The following is an 18,096-nucleotide window of genomic DNA, read 5'->3' as shown; positions in this document are numbered from 1 at the left end:
TATGTGGTTAGTATATAAAAAAGAAATGATGGAACTCTTAAGAGATAAAAGAACCTTAATTTTATCAATACTATTACCAACTGTAATATTTCCTATTATCTTTTTCTTTGTTGGTAAGTTCTCAGGTGATAGAGCTCAGGAAGCCAGAGTCCAAGAAATAGAAATCGCTTTTGTAAACGCAGAACAAATGCCGGGTTTGAGAGATTTGTTTACGGCTGAAAAAAACTTTAAAAAAGTCAATATAGAATCAAATAATTATAAAGAACTAGTTTTAAGTAAAGATGTTGATTTCATTCTTGAAGTGCCGGAAGGATCTTTAGCACCATCAAATTCCCGAGTACAGCAAACAGTAAATTTACATTACAAGGGAGCCTCTCAATTAAGTAATATTTTATCAAATCGAGTGAATAAAATATTTGAAAGCTATAATAATGTCCAAAGAAATAAACTAGGAGATGCTTTTAATATACCTAATGCATCTCTAAAAGCGTTTAATAAACCTCTTGAAGTTGAAAATAAAAACTATGCTTCTAAAAGAGAAAGAACGGGTGAGATTGCAGGAGCCATGATCGCCTATATTTTAATTTTATTGGCAATTGCTGGAGCTATGTACCCAACACTGGAAGTTGGTGTAGGAGAAAAAGAAAGAGGAACTTTAGAAACATTATTGTTGACGCCGATGAATAAAAGCAGAATTGTTTTAGCAAAATTTGCCGTAATATTTTCGGCAAGCTTTTCTTCCGTGGCATTTACACTTTTAAGTTATCTATTTTGGGCTTATATTTTCACCAACGCTTTAAATTTAGATGCAATTGGTTTCCTGGCAAATGTTTCTACTTTAGATATTTTACTAATTGGCGTTCTCTTAATCCCTTTAACAAGTATTTTTGCATCAATCATGTTATCTGCTTCTATTTACGCAAAAAACATGAAAGAAGCACAAGCCTATATGTCCCCAATTATGATGCTTGGTTTTGTTCCAGTACTAGTAGCGTTCGTTCCCGGTATGGAGCTTAATTGGAAAACAGCAATGATTCCTGTAACTAATGTCGCTCTAGCTATGAAAGATTTAATCAAAGGAACCGTAGATTATTCTTTGATAGCAGTTTTACTCGTTTCAACTGCACTGATTGCAGGTGCGTTACTGTTTTTTGTTACTCAATTCTTCAAGAAAGAAAAAGTCTTGTTTAGAAGTTAAAGATATTAGTCTGTCAAATAAAAAAGAGCGCTTCACGCGCTCTTTTTTATTTAAATTAAGAAACGTGCTTTGTAAAGTATTAAGGCGATGGCCAAATTTTTAAAGACTGCCCTATGCGTAAAACTTTTTTAGCTGATAAGCCATTCCAACGCGCTAGCTTCCGAGTGGTAACTTTAAATTTCTTGGCAATTTTCCATAGACTGTCACCAGAGCGAACTTTATAAACTTGATACCTTCTGCGCTTTTTATAATTACCGAGCTTGGTAAAAAATGCATTTTCTTCTTTACTTACTGTAACAGCACCAGGCAATTTTAAAGACTGGCCAATTTTAATTTTATCTGATTTAAGATGATTGATTTTCTTAATATCAGACACCCTGGTTTTGTGCTTGTGAGCAATCATACTTAAATTATCACCGGATTTAACTTTATAACTGAAACTGACATTGAAAGTATCAGCGGGAAGCTGTAATAGTTTCTCTTCAAATGTTGCTCGAGATTCGACCGGTATTAGTAAGTCAGCTTTTTTATGCTCTGCTGGAATAAATAAACGGTTAAAAGCAGGATTTAGCCTGTAAAAAGCTTCTTTGTTCAAATTAGTTTCAGATGCTAGTTTAACTAAATTTACAGGAGCTGTAATTCCAAAACTCTCAAAGCGTGGAGCATTTTCTATTGGAGTGAGTTGTAAGTTATAATCACTTTGATTAATCAACAAATTAGAAAGGGCTATCCATTTGGGAATATGACGCTGAGTTTCTTTAGGTAAATCAAGTGACCAATAATCAGTGGCTTTACCCCGTTTTTTATTTTTCTTAATGGCTTTAAAAACATTGCCTTGGCCGTAGTTGTAGGCCGCCACCGTAAGTAACCAATCGCCATTAAATAGTTTATTAAGGTATTGATAATAATCTAGAGCAGCCTCTGTTGAAGCAACAACATCACGGCGGCCATCATACCAATCGTTGATCTTAATACCGAAACCGCGAGCCGTTTTTGGCATAAACTGCCAAAGGCCTGCAGCTTGGACTACTGAATGTGCAAGGGGATCAAAATTAGACTCCACCATTGGAGTAAAAGCGAGCTCCAGTGGCATTTGGCGCTTTTCTAATTCTTGAATAATGTAGTAAAGATAAGGCGCAGCTTTATCAGTTTTTTTCTTGAGATAATTTGAATGTTTTAAAAAGTATTGTTCAAATTGCTTGATACGAGAATGCTGGATGCGAGTCAATTGCTGTTTTGAGCGAATGTATTCCCATAAATCTAGTACCGGTTTAAGCTCAATGGCTACTGCTGTGTCTTCTTGCGGCTCTTCTACTTCGACATCTGAAAAAGTATTTTGGGCTTCATTGATTGTTTGTTCTGTAGTTTGCTCAATTGGCCTAGGTTCAATGATTTGAACAGCTTCATGTTGATCCTTTTCGCTTGCTTCTTGTGTTGTTATATGAGCGCAAGCGGTCAATGTTGCTAAAGTGATAGCAGCAAAGCTAAGTTTTTGATTTTTATACATCAAGAGTTAAAAGTTATCTTTCAAGCGACGCATACTAGCAAAAATTTCATATTCTTTCTTAACATTTACATTAGCCAGTTGTTTAACACTTTCAGATACAGAGGGTATATGGCATCTTAAAAAAGGGTTGCACTTAAGCTCACTGGCAAGATTTGAGGGCAGTGTTACTAGGTCCTTTTCCCTTAAAGCCTTGCATTCCTGAAGTAATTGTTTGATATCGTGGTTTGACGGCTCAATATGCTGAGCAAAGGCAAGATTACTTAAGGTGTATTCATGCGTGCAGTAAACTTGAGTATCTATAGGCAAGTTGGCTAGAGTTTTTAGAGAGTTATAAAATTGTTCTGGTTCGCCTTCAAACATTCTCCCACAGCCAGCGCGAAATAAAGTATCTCCGCAGAACAATAGTTTTTTCTGAGAATCATGATAGGCAATATGACCTAAGGTATGGCCTGGTACATGAAGTAGCTCAAAATTTAACTGGCCGCTCCATAGATTTAGTCTATCTTGATCAGATAGGTAATGATCACAGCATTCTAAGTTATCGTAGCTAGAGCCATACACCGGGCAATGATACTTGTTCTTTAGCTCATTAACGCCACCGATATGATCATGATGATAGTGAGTGATCAGAATGGCATCAAGTCTTAACCCATTAGCATTGATATAAGCGATAACAGGCTTCGCGTCACCTGGATCGACGACAATCAAGCCAGCGTCTTTTTTTTGATGAATGGCCCAGATGTAATTATCGGAAAAAGCTTTTATCGGGTGAATAATCATAAGTTACAAGCTTGCCTGTAAAACTGCCACGGGTTAGCATGAACATAATAAGTTGTTAGTGGGAAGTCAATTTAAACTGACTGAAAATAAAACGTGGCTTTATTAAACGAACTTAGCTGGCCGCTGCTGCCAGCTGGCAATCGCATGCGATACATCTGGCAAGAATGGTTACAAAGTCAATTAGAGGCTTATCAAGGTGGCTTCTTATTGACATTGGATAGCCTTACCCAATGTTTGAATATGCCTGATAATGTTTTTGATCATCATATTAAGCTTGGGCCTTCGCTAGCTCATGATCTCAATGCTGATCCTCAAGCCTTACCGGTAATGGCAGACTCTTTAAAAGCAAGCGTCATTAGCCTTGGGTTTGACTTTACTGAAACGGGCTCTATATTGCTGGGTGAGATTCATCGTGCGCTTGAACCACAGGGCAACTTATATGTGTTGTTATCAGCCCCTAACAACCTATGGCATATCAAATCAAAAATGGGTCTTAGTGATAGTAGAAAGCTAGTGCCTGAACAAAGTATTGGTTTGCATCGTTTTAAAGACTGGTTAAGTTTGCTTGGTTTTGAAATTGCCGATGTGGATGTCATTAGTTGTCCTTGGTGGCGAGGCTTCAGTCAATTCCACAAAAAATCTGAATTGTCTAAAGCATGGCTTTCAGTGCCTATCGCTTATATGATCAAGGCACAGAAAAAAGTGGCAACTTTAAACCCAATTAAACCGTTGGAAGAGACTTTATCCATTCCGCTGAATACTAAGCTGGCTAATGTTTCCACTAAAGAAGCATCTTAAATTGAGAATGAAGCAGTGAAAAAAATTGAAATATTTACCGATGGTGCTTGTAAAGGAAACCCCGGCGTTGGTGGCTGGGGAGCTTTGTTACGCTCAGGTAAGCATGAAAAAAAATTATACGGTGGAGAATTAGAAACCACCAATAATCGCATGGAGCTAATGGCGGCTATTGAAGCGTTAAAAGCGTTAAAAAAACCTTCGCAAGTTGAATTGACTACGGATTCAAGTTACGTCAAAAATGGTATTCAATCCTGGCTTGAAGGTTGGAAAGCCAAAGGCTGGAAAACGGCTAGTAAAAAGCCGGTGAAGAATAAAGATTTATGGCAAGCTCTGGATGAAGAGGTTGCCAAGCATCAAGTGAACTGGCATTGGGTTAAAGGCCATAGCGGGCATACTGAAAATGAAATTGCAGATGAGCTTGCTAATTTAGGTGTGGATAAGGTGCTTGCAGAGCAAGACTTATCAAATGCGCGTCGAAGTGTAAACCAAAGCAACTAAATCTAGATAAAAATTTAAAAAGAATTAATCATGAGACAAATAGTATTAGACACAGAAACTACCGGTTTAGAGCCTTCAGAAGGGCATAGAATCATTGAAATTGGTTGTGTGGAGTTAGTTGACCGAAAGTTAACTGGTAATCACTATCATCAATATTTGAAGCCTAACCGAGAAATTGATGAGGGTGCGATTGAAGTACACGGTATTACCAATGAGTTTTTAGAAGATAAGCCTTTGTTTGAAGATGTGGCTCAAGATTTTTTGAATTTTGTTGATGGTGCTGAACTTATTATTCATAACGCGCCGTTTGATATTGGCTTCTTGGATCATGAGCTCAATTTATTGGGCAGTTCGAAAGGTTCTATGAGTGATTATTGCTCGGTGTTGGATACCTTGACGCTGGCGAGGCAAATGCACCCAGGACAGCGCAATAGCTTAGATGCTTTATGTAAGCGTTATGATATTGATAATACCCATCGTGAGCTGCATGGCGCCTTATTAGATTCCGAAATTCTAGCCGACGTTTACTTAAGAATGACGGGCGGTCAAACCAGTTTAACTTTGGGACGCCAGGCCTCTACTAATACCTCACAAACGGGTGAAATAAAAATCCGTAAACTTTCTGCTGAGAGAGCGCCTTTAAGAGTAATTAAAGCCAGTGATGAAGAGTTAAAATTGCATCAAGAAAAAATCGAATCTTTATCGGATGCTCTTTGGAAATAAATAATCCATTAAATTTAAAATGGAAATAAAAAAGCAGGCGTATGCCTGCTTTTTTATTGATAATTAATTAATGAGAATTAGATTTACCGTCGCTCTTTAATTGTTCTATTGAATGATGATTGAGCAACCCTTTTTCATACATGGTTGCTGTAGCAGGTTTTAAGAAATACAAGACTCCAATCAAACCGATAATGGTCATAACAATGGTATAAGGCAGAGCCATAACCACCATGCGCATATAGGATAATCGAATCAATGGCGCTAAACCGCTAGTTAACAAGAATAAAAAGGCAGCTTGACCGTTTGGTGTGGCAACGCTTGGAATATTGGTACCGGTATTAATCGCTACAGACAGTAGATCAAATGTCTCTCGATTAATAACGCCATTAACAGCTGCTTGCTTTATTTCACCTACATAGACGGTGGCTACAAAAACATTATCGCTGATAGCGGATAAGACACCATTGGCCATGTAAAACGCTGCAACTTGTGAATCGCTGTCCATGGTGAAAATATATTGAATAATTGGTGTGAAAAGTTGCTGATCAAAAATTACCGCAACAATAACAAAAAATACGGTTAATAAAGCTGTAAAGGGTAGTGCTTCTTCGAAGCTTTTACCGATAGCGTGTTCGTCAATAACGCCAGTAAAGGCACTTGCTAAAACAATAACGGATAAACCAATTAAGCCCACAGTGCTAAGGTGAAGTGCTAATGCAATGATTAACCAAACGCCAACCAAAGCCTGCATGACTAAATTCCAGTTATCTTTTTTGGTGCGTTTAGCATCACGATTAACTTGGTCTTCTTCCATCACTTTTCTTACTGTATCTGGAAGCAACGCACCGTAGCCCATGACTTTAAATGTTTCTAACAAGTAGCAAACGATAATGCCGGCAAATAACACGGGAATAGTTACCGGTGCCATTCGCAAAAAGAACTCAGTAAATTCCCAACTAGCAGTATTAGCAATTAGTAAGTTTTGCGGCTCTCCTACTAAAGTACAAACTCCACCCAAAGCGGTTCCGACTGCGGCATGCATCATAAGGCTACGTAAGAAAGAGCGGAATTGACCTAGATCAGCTCGATGTTGCTCATAAACTTCTTCGTCCGTATTAATATCTGCTCGATCTTTGTAATCAATTCCGGCAGCTACTTTATGGAAAATACCGTAAAAACCAACCCCCACAGAAATCACTACCGCGGTCACGGTTAAAGCATCTAAGAATGCTGATAAAAAAGCAGACACTAATAAAAACATTAACGACAATGCTCTTTTAGATTTGATACCTAGCAAAATTCTGGAGAATAAAAATAGCAATAGATTCTTCATAAAGAAGATACCTGCCACCATAAAAATCAACAACAATAATACTTCTAAGTTGTCGTCAATTTTGTGCATGATGGTACTGGTCGAAGTTAGCCCTAAAAAGACGGCTTCAATCGCGATTAAACCGCCAGGTTGTAATGGGTAGCATTTCAAAGCCATAGCTAGGGTAAAAATAAACTCAGCAACAATAACCCAACTAGCAATCACAGGACCAAGAGCATACAGAATAAAAGGGTTAAGTAACAAAAATCCAATAATGGTAGTTTTGTACCAGTCAGGGGCATTCCCTAAGAAATTATCGAAAATCGCATTGCGAACGTTATAGCTCATATTGGTGTCATTTTTCTTTAGAATTTATGGTTATACATTCTATGGAGTTATCGTAGATTTTCCAGCATTTTCGGGCTAAAAACTTTGATAAAGCTTTAGATTAGAGTTTTTAATCAATTATTGCTGCTTTATTAGCCAATAGGCTAGAAATGGGGTGGACTATGTGTTAAAAACGTTGAAAATAAGTGCTCTTACCACTTTTTCCTACTAAAACAGAATTTTGGGGATCTAAATGGCTACAGCTAAAGCTTTAACGCCAGCCGCCTTTGCCGAGCAATACATTGTTGAGTCTATCTGGAATGGTAAATTCGCCGCCGGTACTATTTTACCTGCTGAACGCGAGTTGGCAGAGATTATTGGAGTGACTCGAACGACTTTGAGAGAAGTATTGCAACGTTTGGCTCGTGATGGTTGGTTAACTATCCAACATGGTAAGCCAACTAAAGTAAATGATATTTGGGAATCGGCTACTTTAAATGTGTTAGATACTTTAATTCAACTTGATGACGAAGGCTCTATAGAGTTAGCGGATAATTTATTAGAAGCAAGAACTTCAACTGCCAGTATCTTTTTACGCAGAGCTATCAAAAACGATCCTGCTGCTTTAATCGAAATGCTAGATAAAATTGATCAGGTTCCAAACAATACCCAAGGCTACATAGCATTTGACTGGCAATTTCATCACTTGGCGACACGTGCTTCGGGAAATCCAATCTACACTTTAATGCTTAATGGCTTTGAAGCTATTTATTATAAAATAGGAAATTTCTATTTTGGTTGGGAGCAAACTCGGAAGCTTGCTTATCAATACTACAAAGATTTAGCACAAGCAGTAAAAGACGGTGATGCTGATAAAGCCATCGATGTTCTATGGAAATACGGTCATGAAAGTGGTGAATTATGGAACCGCGCTAAAGCAGAGTTAAAAAGCTTTAGTGAGATTGCAAATCGTTAATTTTATTAGTGATTTGAGAATCTGGTAAGTCCACTTGCCAAAGACATACATTACAGAGTAGGATTGTTTATCTTACTGTGTTTATAACATTAAATTATATAAATAAGGCCTGTAAGTCCTTGATATTTAAAATGGGAGTAATCAATGAATAAAGTTTTAGTCGGGTTAGCTCTTGCCAGCAGCGTGATATTATCAGCGTGTGGTGATGGCCCAGCAGAACCTATAATTCCTGGCGTAGACTCAGGTTCAGGTAGCGGCGGACCATCAGCTCAAATGTCGCCAGTCTATTCGCCGGCTTCAGGTAGTGTGCCTGTACCGAATGATTTGCTATTTTTAGGTTCTGAGGACTTAACCTTAAATATTCCAAACAGTGATCCAAGTGCATCAAATCCAATTACGGCTATTAATGCATTAGACGGTTGGTCTACTCATGCTCCGTTTACCATCAGTTTTACGGATAATGGTGCAACCTTAGATTCCACGAGTTTAACACTAGGGCAATCTTTTAGAATTTTTAAAACTTCGGTTTTAAGATCAGAAGTTCAACCCGGTATTATCGCTCCCACGGGCCCAGTTACAGGTATTGAGGCAGAGCTAGTTCCTGGTGTTGATTATGTAGCGCAAGTTGCTGGTCCATTGACAGTAGCGGTTGTGCCGTTAAGACCATTTGAACCTCAAGCATCTTATATGGTAGTTCTAACAAATGGCTTAACGGATTCTAATGGAACGCCATTATCTGGTGATAGTTCTTATAATTTAGCCAAGTCTACTGAGCCACTTGGTGGTGCAGCAGCAGCGTTAGAGCCTATTAGGCAGCTAGTGAACGCGATGCTAGCAGCAGCAGCCACACAAGGAATAGAAAGCGATGATGCTATTTTATCCTATCAGTTTACAATTCAGTCGGTAGCTGATTCATTAGTAGCCGCAAAAGGTTTCTATATTGATCTACCTTTTTCGCAGGGTGCTTTGCCAGCAACGAGTTTCAGTAGCTTAATGACGGATACTACGCCTTTTACCGGTATTGGCGCCGCCAACCTTTATAAAGGTCAAATGACGCTTCCTTACTTGTCAGGTATTCCAAGTGCGGCCACTCCTACTGCTATCTTAGATGATAGCTGGGTTGCGGCAGATTTCGTTCCTGTTGGTGGTAACTTAGTACCGAACCCATTAGCTGGCGGTAATCTAACTTATGCAAACCCATTGCCTCAAAAGCAAGGCGATGAGACGGTTCCATTATTGGTTTCTCTTCCGAAGAATCCTGCTTGTCCAAAACCTTATCCTGTAATGATTTTCCAACATGGTATTACTAGTGACCGTACTGCGATGTTAGGTATAGCTGATACTATGGCTGGAGCTTGTAATGCGGTTGTGTCTATGGATCAACCACTGCATGGTATTGCTGCGGATAATCCAGTGCATTTAGGCTTACAAGCTGCTTCTGGTGGTTTGCTTGGTATTTTTGAAGGCTATATCCCAGGTGGAATTCGTGAGCGTACATTTGGTGTGGACTTCATCGATAATGCTACAGGCGCTCCAGGCCCTGACGGAAATGTTGACGCCTCTGGTGCTCATACGATTAATTTATTAAACCTTTTAGCGTCACGTGATAATTTGCGTCAAGCCTCTTTAGACTTGTTAACTTTAGAAAAAGCGATTCCTGGAATGGATATTGATGGTGATTCAATGCCTGATTTAGATGCTAGCAAAGTAAGCTTCATGGGACACTCTCTAGGCGGTATCGTCGGTTCAAATTACACTGCGTTAGCTGATTTAGCGCAACAAAGCATTATTGCTACCGCGTCCGGTTCAATTGCACAGATGTTAAATGCTTCTGAATCATTTGGTCCACGTATTCGTGCTGGTGTGGCTGCGGGTTCTGGTGAAGACCCAACTGATCCAGCTTTCTTAGCTGGAACGCTACAAAGCTTCTTGGTTGCGGCTCAGACAGTTGTTGATTCGGGTGACCCAATTAACTATGCAACGATTGCTCAAGCGAATAATATTCCTACTTTATCCATTCAAGTACGCGGTGATTCGGTAGTTCCAAATGCAGCGCCTGGCGCTCCGTTAGCTGGTTCTATTCCTCATGCTGCTCTATACGGTTTGGCTACAGTAACCGATACCACTATGACTGATAGAGCCTTTATGAAGTTTGTTTCGGGTAACCATGCTACGCCATTAAGCCCGGCTGGCGCTAATGGCCCAACAGAGTTCTTAGCAGAAACTACGGCAATGCAAACAGCGATAGCAACCTTTATAGCTTCTGGCGGTACGCAAGTGGTGGTAACTGATACGGCACTCGTTGAACCTTAAGCAATAATCCTTTAGGATCAAAAGCCCTCGCTAAAATAGCGAGGGCTTTTTTGTATCTAGTCTTGTTACGACTTTTATTGATAACTTGGAGTCTCTATTGGAATTTATAGCCGATTACGGTCTTTTTCTGCTCAAAGCAGCTACTATTGTGGTAGCTATTATTATGGTGTTTGGGTTTATTTTAAGCGCGGGTCAAAAGCAACGCTCGACTCATAAAGGTGACATTAAAGTTACCAATCTTGGTGAAGAAATTAAAGATCATAAACACACGATTCAAAGTGAAGTCTTGTCTAAAGCTGAATGGAAAGCACTGCAAAAACAAGAAAAAGAACAAGATAAGAAAGAGGCTAAAGCTGAGAAAAAGAAAGTTAAAGCAGCAAAAGAAAATACCACTAAAGAAAATGAAGAAGTTATTCAAGACGAATTAGAGATCAAACCAAGAACTTACGTTTTAGATTTTGATGGCGATATTGAAGCCAGCGATGTTGAGTCTCTACGTGAAGAAATTAGTGCCATTTTAGCAACCGCAAACAAACAAGATGAAGTCTTAGTTCGCTTGAAAAGCCCCGGTGGAATGGTCCATACCTACGGTCTTGCTGCCTCGCAATTGAGTCGTATTAAGTCTGCGGGTTATCAACTGACTATTGCCGTAGACGAAGTGGCGGCTAGCGGTGGTTATATGATGGCTTGTGTTGCTGATAAAATCATCAGTGCACCATTTGCAATCATTGGTTCTATCGGTGTGGTTGCAGAAATCCCAAACTTTAACAAACTCCTAAAAAAAGCTCATGTAGACTATGAGCAACATACCGCAGGGGATTATAAAAGAACCTTAACCATGTTTGGTGAGAATACGACTTATGCTCGTGATAAGTTTAAGCAAGAGTTAGAAGATACACATGAGCTGTTTAAAGCGTTTATTACCGAAAATCGCCCTGACTTGGATATAGAGAAAGTTGCTACTGGGGAGCATTGGTATGGTTCCCAAGCATTGGAGCTAGGTCTGATTGATGCTATCAGTACCAGTGATGATTTGATCACACATGCAACTAAGGATAGAGATGTTTACACTGTAAAATACGAAATAAAACGTCCACTATCTGATAAGTTATCCATTAGCCTTCATGGGTTTCTAGATCGTTTTGTTATGGGGTGGGTGCAACGATCTAATCAATCCAATCTTTTTAAATAACACTATTATTGAATGGATTATCATTTTTGGGATACTTGTTGGCAAAGAGCTTCGCAACCATTTCATCTAAGCGAAGCTCACCCTTTCTTACGGCGGTACTTGTATCTTCTTGATAACAAAGAAAAGTTGTTATTACCTTTATCAGGTAAGTCGGTTGATCCAATTTTTTTAGCGCAAAATAATATCCACTCAACTTCTATAGAGTTTAATCCTTCAGCTATCGATAACTTTATTATTGATTCAGAATTAAGTTTCAAGCGTAAAACTTTTGAACAGAAGAAGTGTTATGACTTTGGGGATTTTGATATTTGGCTAGCTGATTTCTTTGATATAGAGACCAAAGATATTGGTAAATTTTCTCAAGTATTTGATAGAGCTGCGTTAGTTGCTCTGCCTAAAGAGTTAAGAGATAAATATATAAAGCATTTAAAGTCTTTATTACAACCTAAGGCGACTATTTTAATGGTCACGATGGATTATGAAGAAGGTGAAATGTCTGGACCACCTTTTTATATTGCTCAAAATGAATTAACGGAGCTTTTTCCAGAGTCTTCGATTCGAGAGCTTGATCGTATTTCACTTATCAACAATCATCACCGTTGGAAAGAATTACAGCTTTCAAAATTGGATGAAGTTTTATTTCAAATTAATTTTAACGATTTAAAAACATGAATGATAACACCTTAAATATAGCCCCATTCGGTCATTGGCAATCTGACATTAGTACTGAAATGTTAGCCGCGAAATCTAATCGATTAGGGCAAATGAAAGTGATTGGAAACTCTGTCTATTGGCTAGAGTCTCGAGCACAAGACAAAGGCCGTGGCGTTATTGTTAAATATTGCAATGGCAAAACGGTTGATATTACGCCAGAAGGGTATAGCGTTAAAACGCGAGTCCACGAATATGGCTCTGGCGACTTTTGGGGGGCGAAAGGAAAAATCATATTCGCCAATGACAAAGATCAAAGGTTGTATTTGCAAAACCTAGTTAGTGAAACCGTTAGACCTTTAACACAGGAAAGTGAAACCAAGCTTGGCTTAAGGTATGCAGATGGAGATTTATCAGATCTGCATAACTTTACCGTTTGTGTGCGCGAGTTTCATCCTAAAGATTCAAATGCTCATCAGGTTATTAATGATCTAATCAGTTGTCATATTGAAACTGGTGAAGTGAAAGTTATAGCTAATGGTGCTGATTTTTACTCTAATCCTAGAATAAGTCCTGACGGTAAGAGAATTTGTTGGCTACAGTGGTCGCATCCAAATATGCCTTGGGATGAAACTGAGTTATGGCAAGCAGATATTTATTCTGATGGAGATGTTGGTAATCCGCTTAAAGTCGCTGGAGGTGATCAGACGTCAATTTATAATCCTCAGTGGACTGATGATAATCAATTAATCTATGTGTCTGACTCAAATGGTTGGTGGCATATCTATTTAAATGGCGAGCTTAGTCATGATTTTGATGAAATTGAATTTGGTTTTCCTCAATGGCAATTTGGCTGTAATAGTTTTCAATTAATTGATAATAAGCTTTATGCCATTGGAACTAAAAAGGGTGAGCAGAATTTATATAAGATCGACCTAGAGACTTCTGAAGTTGAACTTTTAGAGAAACGGTTTTGTTATTTCAATGGTCAACTTACTAAAGTAGATGAGCAGCTGTTTTTTATGGCAGCCAGCAAAGTTAAGTCATTAAGTATTTATCTTTTAGATAGTAAAACCAATGAAATTAGCCCCCTTGTTCCTGCTAAAAATAGCTTTCAATTTCAAAGTATTTCGCAAGGACAACATCTAACATTTAGTACCACCAAGGATGCTAAAGCGCATGGCTTCTTTTATCCGCCAGCAAATGATGATTACCAGAATCCAACAAATGAACTGCCGCCATTGATTGTAATGAGCCATGGTGGCCCAACAGGCATGACGGATGCCGGTTTTAATTTACAGGTACAGTTTTGGACTAATCGTGGGTTTGCCGTTGCCGACGTTAATTATCGCGGCAGTACTGGCTATGGACGTAAATTCCGTGACTCGCTAAAAGGCCAGTGGGGTATTTATGATGTGGACGATTGTATTGCTATGGCCCAACACTTGGTGCAAGAGGGTAAAGTGGACATCAATCGCCTTGCTATCAGAGGCGGCAGTGCCGGCGGCTATACGACCCTTTGTGCGCTGACCTTTCATGATAAATTTAAAGTAGGTATGAGCCGCTATGGTGTTGCGGATTTATTATCACTTGCACAAGATAGTCATAAATTTGAGATTCGTTATCTAGATACGGTTGTAGGCCCTTTGCCAGAGTCTGAGAAGCTCTATCTTGAACGCTCGCCCAGTGAGCATACCGATAAGCTTTCTTGCCCAATATTACTCCTGCAGGGCTTAGAGGATAAAGTGGTGCCTCCTAGTCAATCTGAAGCCATGGTTAAGGCGCTAGAAGCCAAGGGTCTGGCATACGAATATATAGAGTTCGAAGGCGAAGGGCATGGTTTTAGAAAACCAGCAACTATCATCAAAGCTTTTGAAGCAGAGTTAGAATTTTATAAAAAATACCTACTTTAAAAAAAGGCTCCATCTGGAGCCTTTTTTAGTTGAACTATAATTTAGAGATGCTATTTCTCATCCTGGAAGTTGGAATGAATCACAGGATCGTTGTACACATCCATATCAATTTCACCTTCTGATTTTGCAACAATTGCTGTAACCGCAGCATCGCCAGAAATATTCACGGCGGTTCGAGTCATATCAAGTAGCCTATCAATCCCTAAAATCATACCAATGGCTTCAACGGGTAGATTAACTTGTGTTAATACGCCAGCTAAAAGAATTAAGCCGACACTTGGAACGCCTGCTGCACCAATTGAGGCTAACGTGGCCGTTAGAATAATGGTTAACATCTGTACCATGGTTAAGTCGGCATTATAAGCTTGCGCAATAAATAGAGTGGCAATGCCCTGCATAATGGCCGTGCCATCCATATTAACGGTCGCGCCTAAAGGTAATGTAAAAGAATAGGTGTTCTTATGAACGCCTAGGTTTTTTTCCACACAGCGCATAGTGACAGGTAGAGTGGCATTAGAGCTTGAAGTACCAAAGGCGGTAATCATAGCTGGCCACATACCTTTAAAGAAACTAATAGGGTTCATTCTGCCAAGTAGGGCGATTAGAGATCCGTAAGTTAAAACAGCATGCATGATGAGAACTATAATCACCAAAATAAAATACTTACCGAGACCGCCTACTAGATCACTGAAAGGGAAGGTCGCAAAAGTTTTGGCAATCAACATAAAGACGCCGTATGGGGCAAATTTCATAACGATATTTACGATACCCATAACCACGTGATTAGCGCTTTCGAAAAAGTCTTTTACCAGTTTTCCTTTGGTGCCAGAAAAAGAAATCGCTAAGCCTAGAATGATTGCAAAGATGATAATTTGCAGCATATTTGCTTCAGACATAGCTGCGATAGGATTTGTTGGGATCATATTGATCAAGACATCTGTCAGTGGCGGCTTTTCTTTCGGCGTAAAAGATACATCTCCCACTGGCATACCAACACCTGGTTGGAAGATAGATGCCATGGTTAATGCAAGTATTAAAGCGATAGCTGTAGTCAGAAGATATAAAGCAACGGTTTTTAAACTTAAACGCCCAAGCTTAGCAGGATCAGTTAAAGAACAAACACCAACCACTAAAGATACTAAGACTAGTGGCACCATCAGCATTTTTAAGGCGTTGATAAACCACTTACCGCCTACATGGAGTAGACCATTAACTAAATAGTCGCTGACAAATGCGTTTCCCGTAAATTGATGCAGAATGGTTCCTACAACAGCACCAACTGCCATAAATATAAGTATTTTTAAGCTTAAATTCATTGTTATTTGCCCTTTAAAATCAATGCAAACACTCTAAGGGATTGATTTATAAACTGCAAGGGTAAACCTGATGGCGGTATCAATCAGTAAATGGCATAAGCGTTATTGCATAGGAAAATCATTAAAGATGGATTATCATCAATCACAATAAATCAATGTGAGTAAAAGTTATGAAGAAAATTATAATTATTACGGTAGGTTTACTATTTACGATTTACGGAACTCATGCAAAAGAGTTATTGCTTGGCGATCCCGTGAATATGGACTTATATCAACCGCTGGAAGAAATCAGCAAGCAGCTTGCAAGTTATACCAATCAACAAATCACTCTTAAAGGACAAATCACTAAAGTTTGTAAAAAGAAAGGCTGTTGGGCAGACATTAAAAGCGGAGATGAGCAAATACGCATAAAAGTAACTGATGATGTGATTGTGATACCTATCTATACGGTAGGGCGTGAAGCCTATGCTACGGGTACTCTAAAGTCCAAAGTTATGAGTAAAGAAGAAACTATCAATTATTTACAGCATATGGCAGATGATGCAGGTGAGACTTTTGCCCCTGCCAACGTTAAACAAGGAATGACGCTTTATCAATTGCAGGCTGAGGCGATTCGCATCTTTTAAACTTTTTTTCATAATTTGATTGCATGTTATAGATTACAGGTGTAATCTATAACCAATGATTACATTTGTAATCATCAAATAAATGAGCAAAGTATGTCAAACCGAGTGAGTGAGTCAGAACAAATTGTAATGGAGGTGCTGTGGCAGGAATCTCCATTAAGCAGTCAGCAGGTAGTTGCGCGTTTACAAGCACAAGACTGGAATGAAAAAACGGTTAAAACCTTTTTAAATCGTATGGTTAAAAAAGGTGTGATTGGATTTGAGAAAGAAGGTCGGAAATACCTCTATCATCCCATTATCAAAAGAGAAGAATACATCCAATCGGAAAGTAACGGCTTTTTAAATAAAGTCTTTAACGGAAATGTTAAAGATCTCTTAGCAACTTTTGTGCAGAACAAACAATTATCAAAACAAGAGATTGCTTACTTAAAAGAATTGCTCGAAAAGGAATAACCCATGAATGAATTAATCGCATATTTATGGCAATTCAATATTGAACTCAGTTTATTATTATGCGTGATTCTAGTAGCAAGATTAGTCATTAGAAAAACCACAAAAAATTACAATGCCTATCTACTCTGGTTATCGATACCTATAGGGCTTTTAGTTGCCAAACTGTTAAGTTTTATAGAGTTTGAGCAAGCACCCCAGCAGACCATTAATTTTATTATTACAAACTATGTTGTCGAGCCTTCACAGCAAATAGATAGCTGGAACTATCTACTTTATATCTGGGGCTCAATAAGCGTTTTATTAATTATAAGATTACTCAAGCAACATAAAATGTTACGGAAAGACTTAAATAAAATTATAGTTCCGCATCATTTAAGCTTCAAAACCAAATATCCTATTGTGGGTATTGATAAAGAAGGGTTTTCGCCAGCAGTGTACGGGTTTATAAAACCAAAAATATACTTCCCGGTTCAATTGGAAAAGCAGCTTTCCCAGGAACAAATACGACTAATCATAAAACACGAAGAACATCATATCAGTCAAAAGCACTTATGGTTGAATCTATTATGGGATATCTTAGTGTGCTTTATGTGGTTTAACCCTTTAGTTTACCTGTCACGACAAAATTTTAGACACGATCAAGAGGTGTATTGCGATTATCTTGTCTTAAATAGAGCGCCAGAACCAGATCATAAATCATATGGTCATGCGCTGTTATCAACCGTTTCTGCCACACACTCGGTTAGCTTACTTTGCTCATGGAAAATGTTTAACCAACTTGAGGAAAGAATCATGAGCATTAAAAATGTTAAACGAAAGTCTAATAAAATAGCACTAGCGATAGGAGCTGCTGCAATAATAGGCTGTACATCGCTATATGCGATTAATATGAATCAATTTCAACAACACCCTAATGGTCAGCATAGTGAGCACAAAGTCGAATGGACTATTGATGGTGAATCTTACGTACAGGAAAATGGCCAATGGAAGCTTTATAAAAATGGTAAAGCTCGCGTTATGACTTCAGCAGAACAACGTAAATTTGAAAAACATGTGCAAATGGCTGAAGAAGAAATGCGCCGTTTTGAAGAAGAAATGAAAATTTCGGAGCAAGAGGTGGAGCTAGCAGAAGCCGAAATGCAGGAAATTATGGAAGAGGCAGAAAGGGTTCATGCAGAAATGGCGCTTAGCTTTGAAGAAATGCAGGAAGCGTATAAAGAATTAGAATTCAGCCAATTAAAGTTACAAACAGATTATTTGGAAGGTAACCTATCTAAAAAAGAGGCACAAAAAGTTCAGCTGGAATTAAAGGAAGCACATAAAGAATTGCAAAGAACTCAATCGCTTCGTCAAAAAGAAATGATGAGGGCTAAACAGCAATTAGAGCGTTCGAGAAAGGAAATACTAAAGGGGCAATCGGGATTAAGATTCCCTCCGCCTCCTAAAGCTCCTAAGCCAGCTCAATCTAAATTCCCAAGATTAAATGAGCCTAAAAGTTAAAATTTAAAGCCCG

At 38.7% G+C, this 18,096-nt stretch carries 16 protein-coding genes; 12 read left to right on the top strand and 4 right to left on the bottom strand.

All coding sequences use genetic code 11. The features are described 5' to 3' along the window. The first annotated feature begins 1 nt into the window (after position 1). Positions 2-1,198 carry an ABC transporter permease gene (locus GJS41_RS09940; protein WP_154247218.1) on the top strand — a complete coding sequence of 399 codons (1,197 nt, stop codon included), beginning with the start codon at positions 2-4 and terminating at the stop codon, positions 1,196-1,198. Between the two features lie 79 nt (positions 1,199-1,277). Here GJS41_RS09940 and GJS41_RS09935 read toward each other — a convergent pair whose 3' ends face one another. Both GJS41_RS09935 and gloB read right to left on the bottom strand, forming a co-directional pair. Continuing rightward, positions 1,278-2,705 (bottom strand): LysM peptidoglycan-binding domain-containing protein, encoded by a 1,428-nt coding sequence (locus GJS41_RS09935; RefSeq protein WP_154247217.1) that lies wholly within the window; start codon positions 2,703-2,705, stop codon positions 1,278-1,280. Between the two features lie 6 nt (positions 2,706-2,711). Then, positions 2,712-3,485 (bottom strand): hydroxyacylglutathione hydrolase, encoded by a 774-nt coding sequence (gene gloB, locus GJS41_RS09930; RefSeq protein WP_154247216.1) that lies wholly within the window; start codon positions 3,483-3,485, stop codon positions 2,712-2,714. A 144-nt stretch (positions 3,486-3,629) separates the two neighbouring features. Between gloB and GJS41_RS09925 the strand changes: the two genes are divergently transcribed. From GJS41_RS09925 to dnaQ, 3 genes are read left to right on the top strand one after another with little or no spacing between them, the layout of a single operon-like run. Beyond that, positions 3,630-4,283: an SAM-dependent methyltransferase gene (locus tag GJS41_RS09925; RefSeq protein WP_154247215.1), complete on the top strand. Its 654-nt coding sequence runs from the start codon at positions 3,630-3,632 to the stop codon at positions 4,281-4,283. 15 nt (positions 4,284-4,298) lie between these two features. Continuing rightward, the gene (gene rnhA / locus GJS41_RS09920; RefSeq protein ID WP_370515691.1) at positions 4,299-4,781 is read left to right on the top strand and encodes a ribonuclease HI; all 483 of its coding nucleotides are present in this window, start codon (positions 4,299-4,301) and stop codon (positions 4,779-4,781) included. Positions 4,782-4,811: 30 nt separating this feature from the next. After that, positions 4,812-5,504 carry a DNA polymerase III subunit epsilon gene (dnaQ, locus tag GJS41_RS09915; RefSeq protein WP_154247214.1) on the top strand — a complete coding sequence of 231 codons (693 nt, stop codon included), beginning with the start codon at positions 4,812-4,814 and terminating at the stop codon, positions 5,502-5,504. Between the two features lie 67 nt (positions 5,505-5,571). Here dnaQ and nhaB read toward each other — a convergent pair whose 3' ends face one another. Continuing rightward, the gene (gene nhaB, locus GJS41_RS09910) at positions 5,572-7,164 is read right to left on the bottom strand and encodes a sodium/proton antiporter NhaB (protein ID WP_154247213.1); all 1,593 of its coding nucleotides are present in this window, start codon (positions 7,162-7,164) and stop codon (positions 5,572-5,574) included. A gap of 232 nt (positions 7,165-7,396) precedes the next feature. Between nhaB and fadR the strand changes: the two genes are divergently transcribed. From fadR to GJS41_RS09885, 5 genes are all read left to right on the top strand, one after another. After that, the gene (fadR, locus tag GJS41_RS09905) at positions 7,397-8,119 is read left to right on the top strand and encodes a fatty acid metabolism transcriptional regulator FadR (RefSeq protein ID WP_154247212.1); all 723 of its coding nucleotides are present in this window, start codon (positions 7,397-7,399) and stop codon (positions 8,117-8,119) included. Between the two features lie 144 nt (positions 8,120-8,263). Further along, positions 8,264-10,432 carry a hypothetical protein gene (locus GJS41_RS09900; protein ID WP_154247211.1) on the top strand — a complete coding sequence of 723 codons (2,169 nt, stop codon included), beginning with the start codon at positions 8,264-8,266 and terminating at the stop codon, positions 10,430-10,432. Positions 10,433-10,529: 97 nt separating this feature from the next. Then, a complete protein-coding gene (sohB, locus tag GJS41_RS09895; protein WP_154247210.1) occupies positions 10,530-11,624 on the top strand; it encodes a protease SohB in 1,095 nt (364 codons plus the stop codon). A gap of 12 nt (positions 11,625-11,636) precedes the next feature. Continuing rightward, positions 11,637-12,296 carry a thiopurine S-methyltransferase gene (locus GJS41_RS09890; protein ID WP_154247209.1) on the top strand — a complete coding sequence of 220 codons (660 nt, stop codon included), beginning with the start codon at positions 11,637-11,639 and terminating at the stop codon, positions 12,294-12,296. Beyond that, on the top strand, positions 12,293-14,188 hold the full coding sequence (locus GJS41_RS09885; RefSeq protein WP_154247208.1) for a S9 family peptidase: 1,896 nt from the start codon (positions 12,293-12,295) through the stop codon (positions 14,186-14,188). Before GJS41_RS09890 ends, GJS41_RS09885 begins: the two co-directional genes overlap by 4 nt. A 50-nt stretch (positions 14,189-14,238) precedes the next feature. Here GJS41_RS09885 and GJS41_RS09880 read toward each other — a convergent pair whose 3' ends face one another. Further along, positions 14,239-15,504: a dicarboxylate/amino acid:cation symporter gene (locus GJS41_RS09880; RefSeq protein ID WP_154247207.1), complete on the bottom strand. Its 1,266-nt coding sequence runs from the start codon at positions 15,502-15,504 to the stop codon at positions 14,239-14,241. A 170-nt stretch (positions 15,505-15,674) separates the two neighbouring features. On the opposite strand from GJS41_RS09880, the gene GJS41_RS09875 reads away from it, so the two are divergent. The 3 genes from GJS41_RS09875 to GJS41_RS09865 all read left to right on the top strand — a co-directional run bounded on the left by GJS41_RS09875 (position 15,675) and on the right by GJS41_RS09865 (position 18,083). Next, a complete protein-coding gene (locus GJS41_RS09875; protein ID WP_154247206.1) occupies positions 15,675-16,130 on the top strand; it encodes a DUF4920 domain-containing protein in 456 nt (151 codons plus the stop codon). A 93-nt stretch (positions 16,131-16,223) separates the two neighbouring features. Then, complete coding sequence (locus GJS41_RS09870; protein ID WP_154247205.1) at positions 16,224-16,583, top strand: BlaI/MecI/CopY family transcriptional regulator; 360 nt, start codon at positions 16,224-16,226, stop codon at positions 16,581-16,583. A gap of 3 nt (positions 16,584-16,586) precedes the next feature. After that, entirely contained in the window at positions 16,587-18,083 is a 1,497-nt protein-coding gene (locus tag GJS41_RS09865; RefSeq protein WP_154247204.1) for a M56 family metallopeptidase, read from the top strand. Positions 18,084-18,096 lie beyond the last annotated feature (13 nt).

The sequence above is a fragment of the Kangiella sp. HZ709 genome (genome assembly GCF_009674675.1).
Classification (GTDB): domain Bacteria; phylum Pseudomonadota; class Gammaproteobacteria; order Enterobacterales; family Kangiellaceae; genus Kangiella.
This window is presented reverse-complemented; position numbering and strand designations above follow the sequence as displayed.

Excerpts from the sequence above, each read along its gene's own strand:
- nhaB (WP_154247213.1), bottom strand. The coding sequence starts at position 7,164 with ATGAGCTATAACGTTCGCAATGCGATTTTCGATAATTTCTTAGGGAAT.
- gloB (WP_154247216.1), bottom strand. The coding sequence starts at position 3,485 with ATGATTATTCACCCGATAAAAGCTTTTTCCGATAATTACATCTGGGCC.
- GJS41_RS09935 (WP_154247217.1), bottom strand. The coding sequence starts at position 2,705 with ATGTATAAAAATCAAAAACTTAGCTTTGCTGCTATCACTTTAGCAACA.
- fadR (WP_154247212.1), top strand. The coding sequence starts at position 7,397 with ATGGCTACAGCTAAAGCTTTAACGCCAGCCGCCTTTGCCGAGCAATAC.
- GJS41_RS09875 (WP_154247206.1), top strand. The coding sequence starts at position 15,675 with ATGAAGAAAATTATAATTATTACGGTAGGTTTACTATTTACGATTTAC.
- GJS41_RS09870 (WP_154247205.1), top strand. The coding sequence starts at position 16,224 with ATGTCAAACCGAGTGAGTGAGTCAGAACAAATTGTAATGGAGGTGCTG.
- dnaQ (WP_154247214.1), top strand. The coding sequence starts at position 4,812 with ATGAGACAAATAGTATTAGACACAGAAACTACCGGTTTAGAGCCTTCA.
- GJS41_RS09900 (WP_154247211.1), top strand. The coding sequence starts at position 8,264 with ATGAATAAAGTTTTAGTCGGGTTAGCTCTTGCCAGCAGCGTGATATTA.
- GJS41_RS09925 (WP_154247215.1), top strand. The coding sequence starts at position 3,630 with ATGCGATACATCTGGCAAGAATGGTTACAAAGTCAATTAGAGGCTTAT.
- GJS41_RS09890 (WP_154247209.1), top strand. The coding sequence starts at position 11,637 with ATGGATTATCATTTTTGGGATACTTGTTGGCAAAGAGCTTCGCAACCA.
- GJS41_RS09885 (WP_154247208.1), top strand. The coding sequence starts at position 12,293 with ATGAATGATAACACCTTAAATATAGCCCCATTCGGTCATTGGCAATCT.
- GJS41_RS09880 (WP_154247207.1), bottom strand. The coding sequence starts at position 15,504 with ATGAATTTAAGCTTAAAAATACTTATATTTATGGCAGTTGGTGCTGTT.
- GJS41_RS09940 (WP_154247218.1), top strand. The coding sequence starts at position 2 with ATGTGGTTAGTATATAAAAAAGAAATGATGGAACTCTTAAGAGATAAA.
- GJS41_RS09865 (WP_154247204.1), top strand. The coding sequence starts at position 16,587 with ATGAATGAATTAATCGCATATTTATGGCAATTCAATATTGAACTCAGT.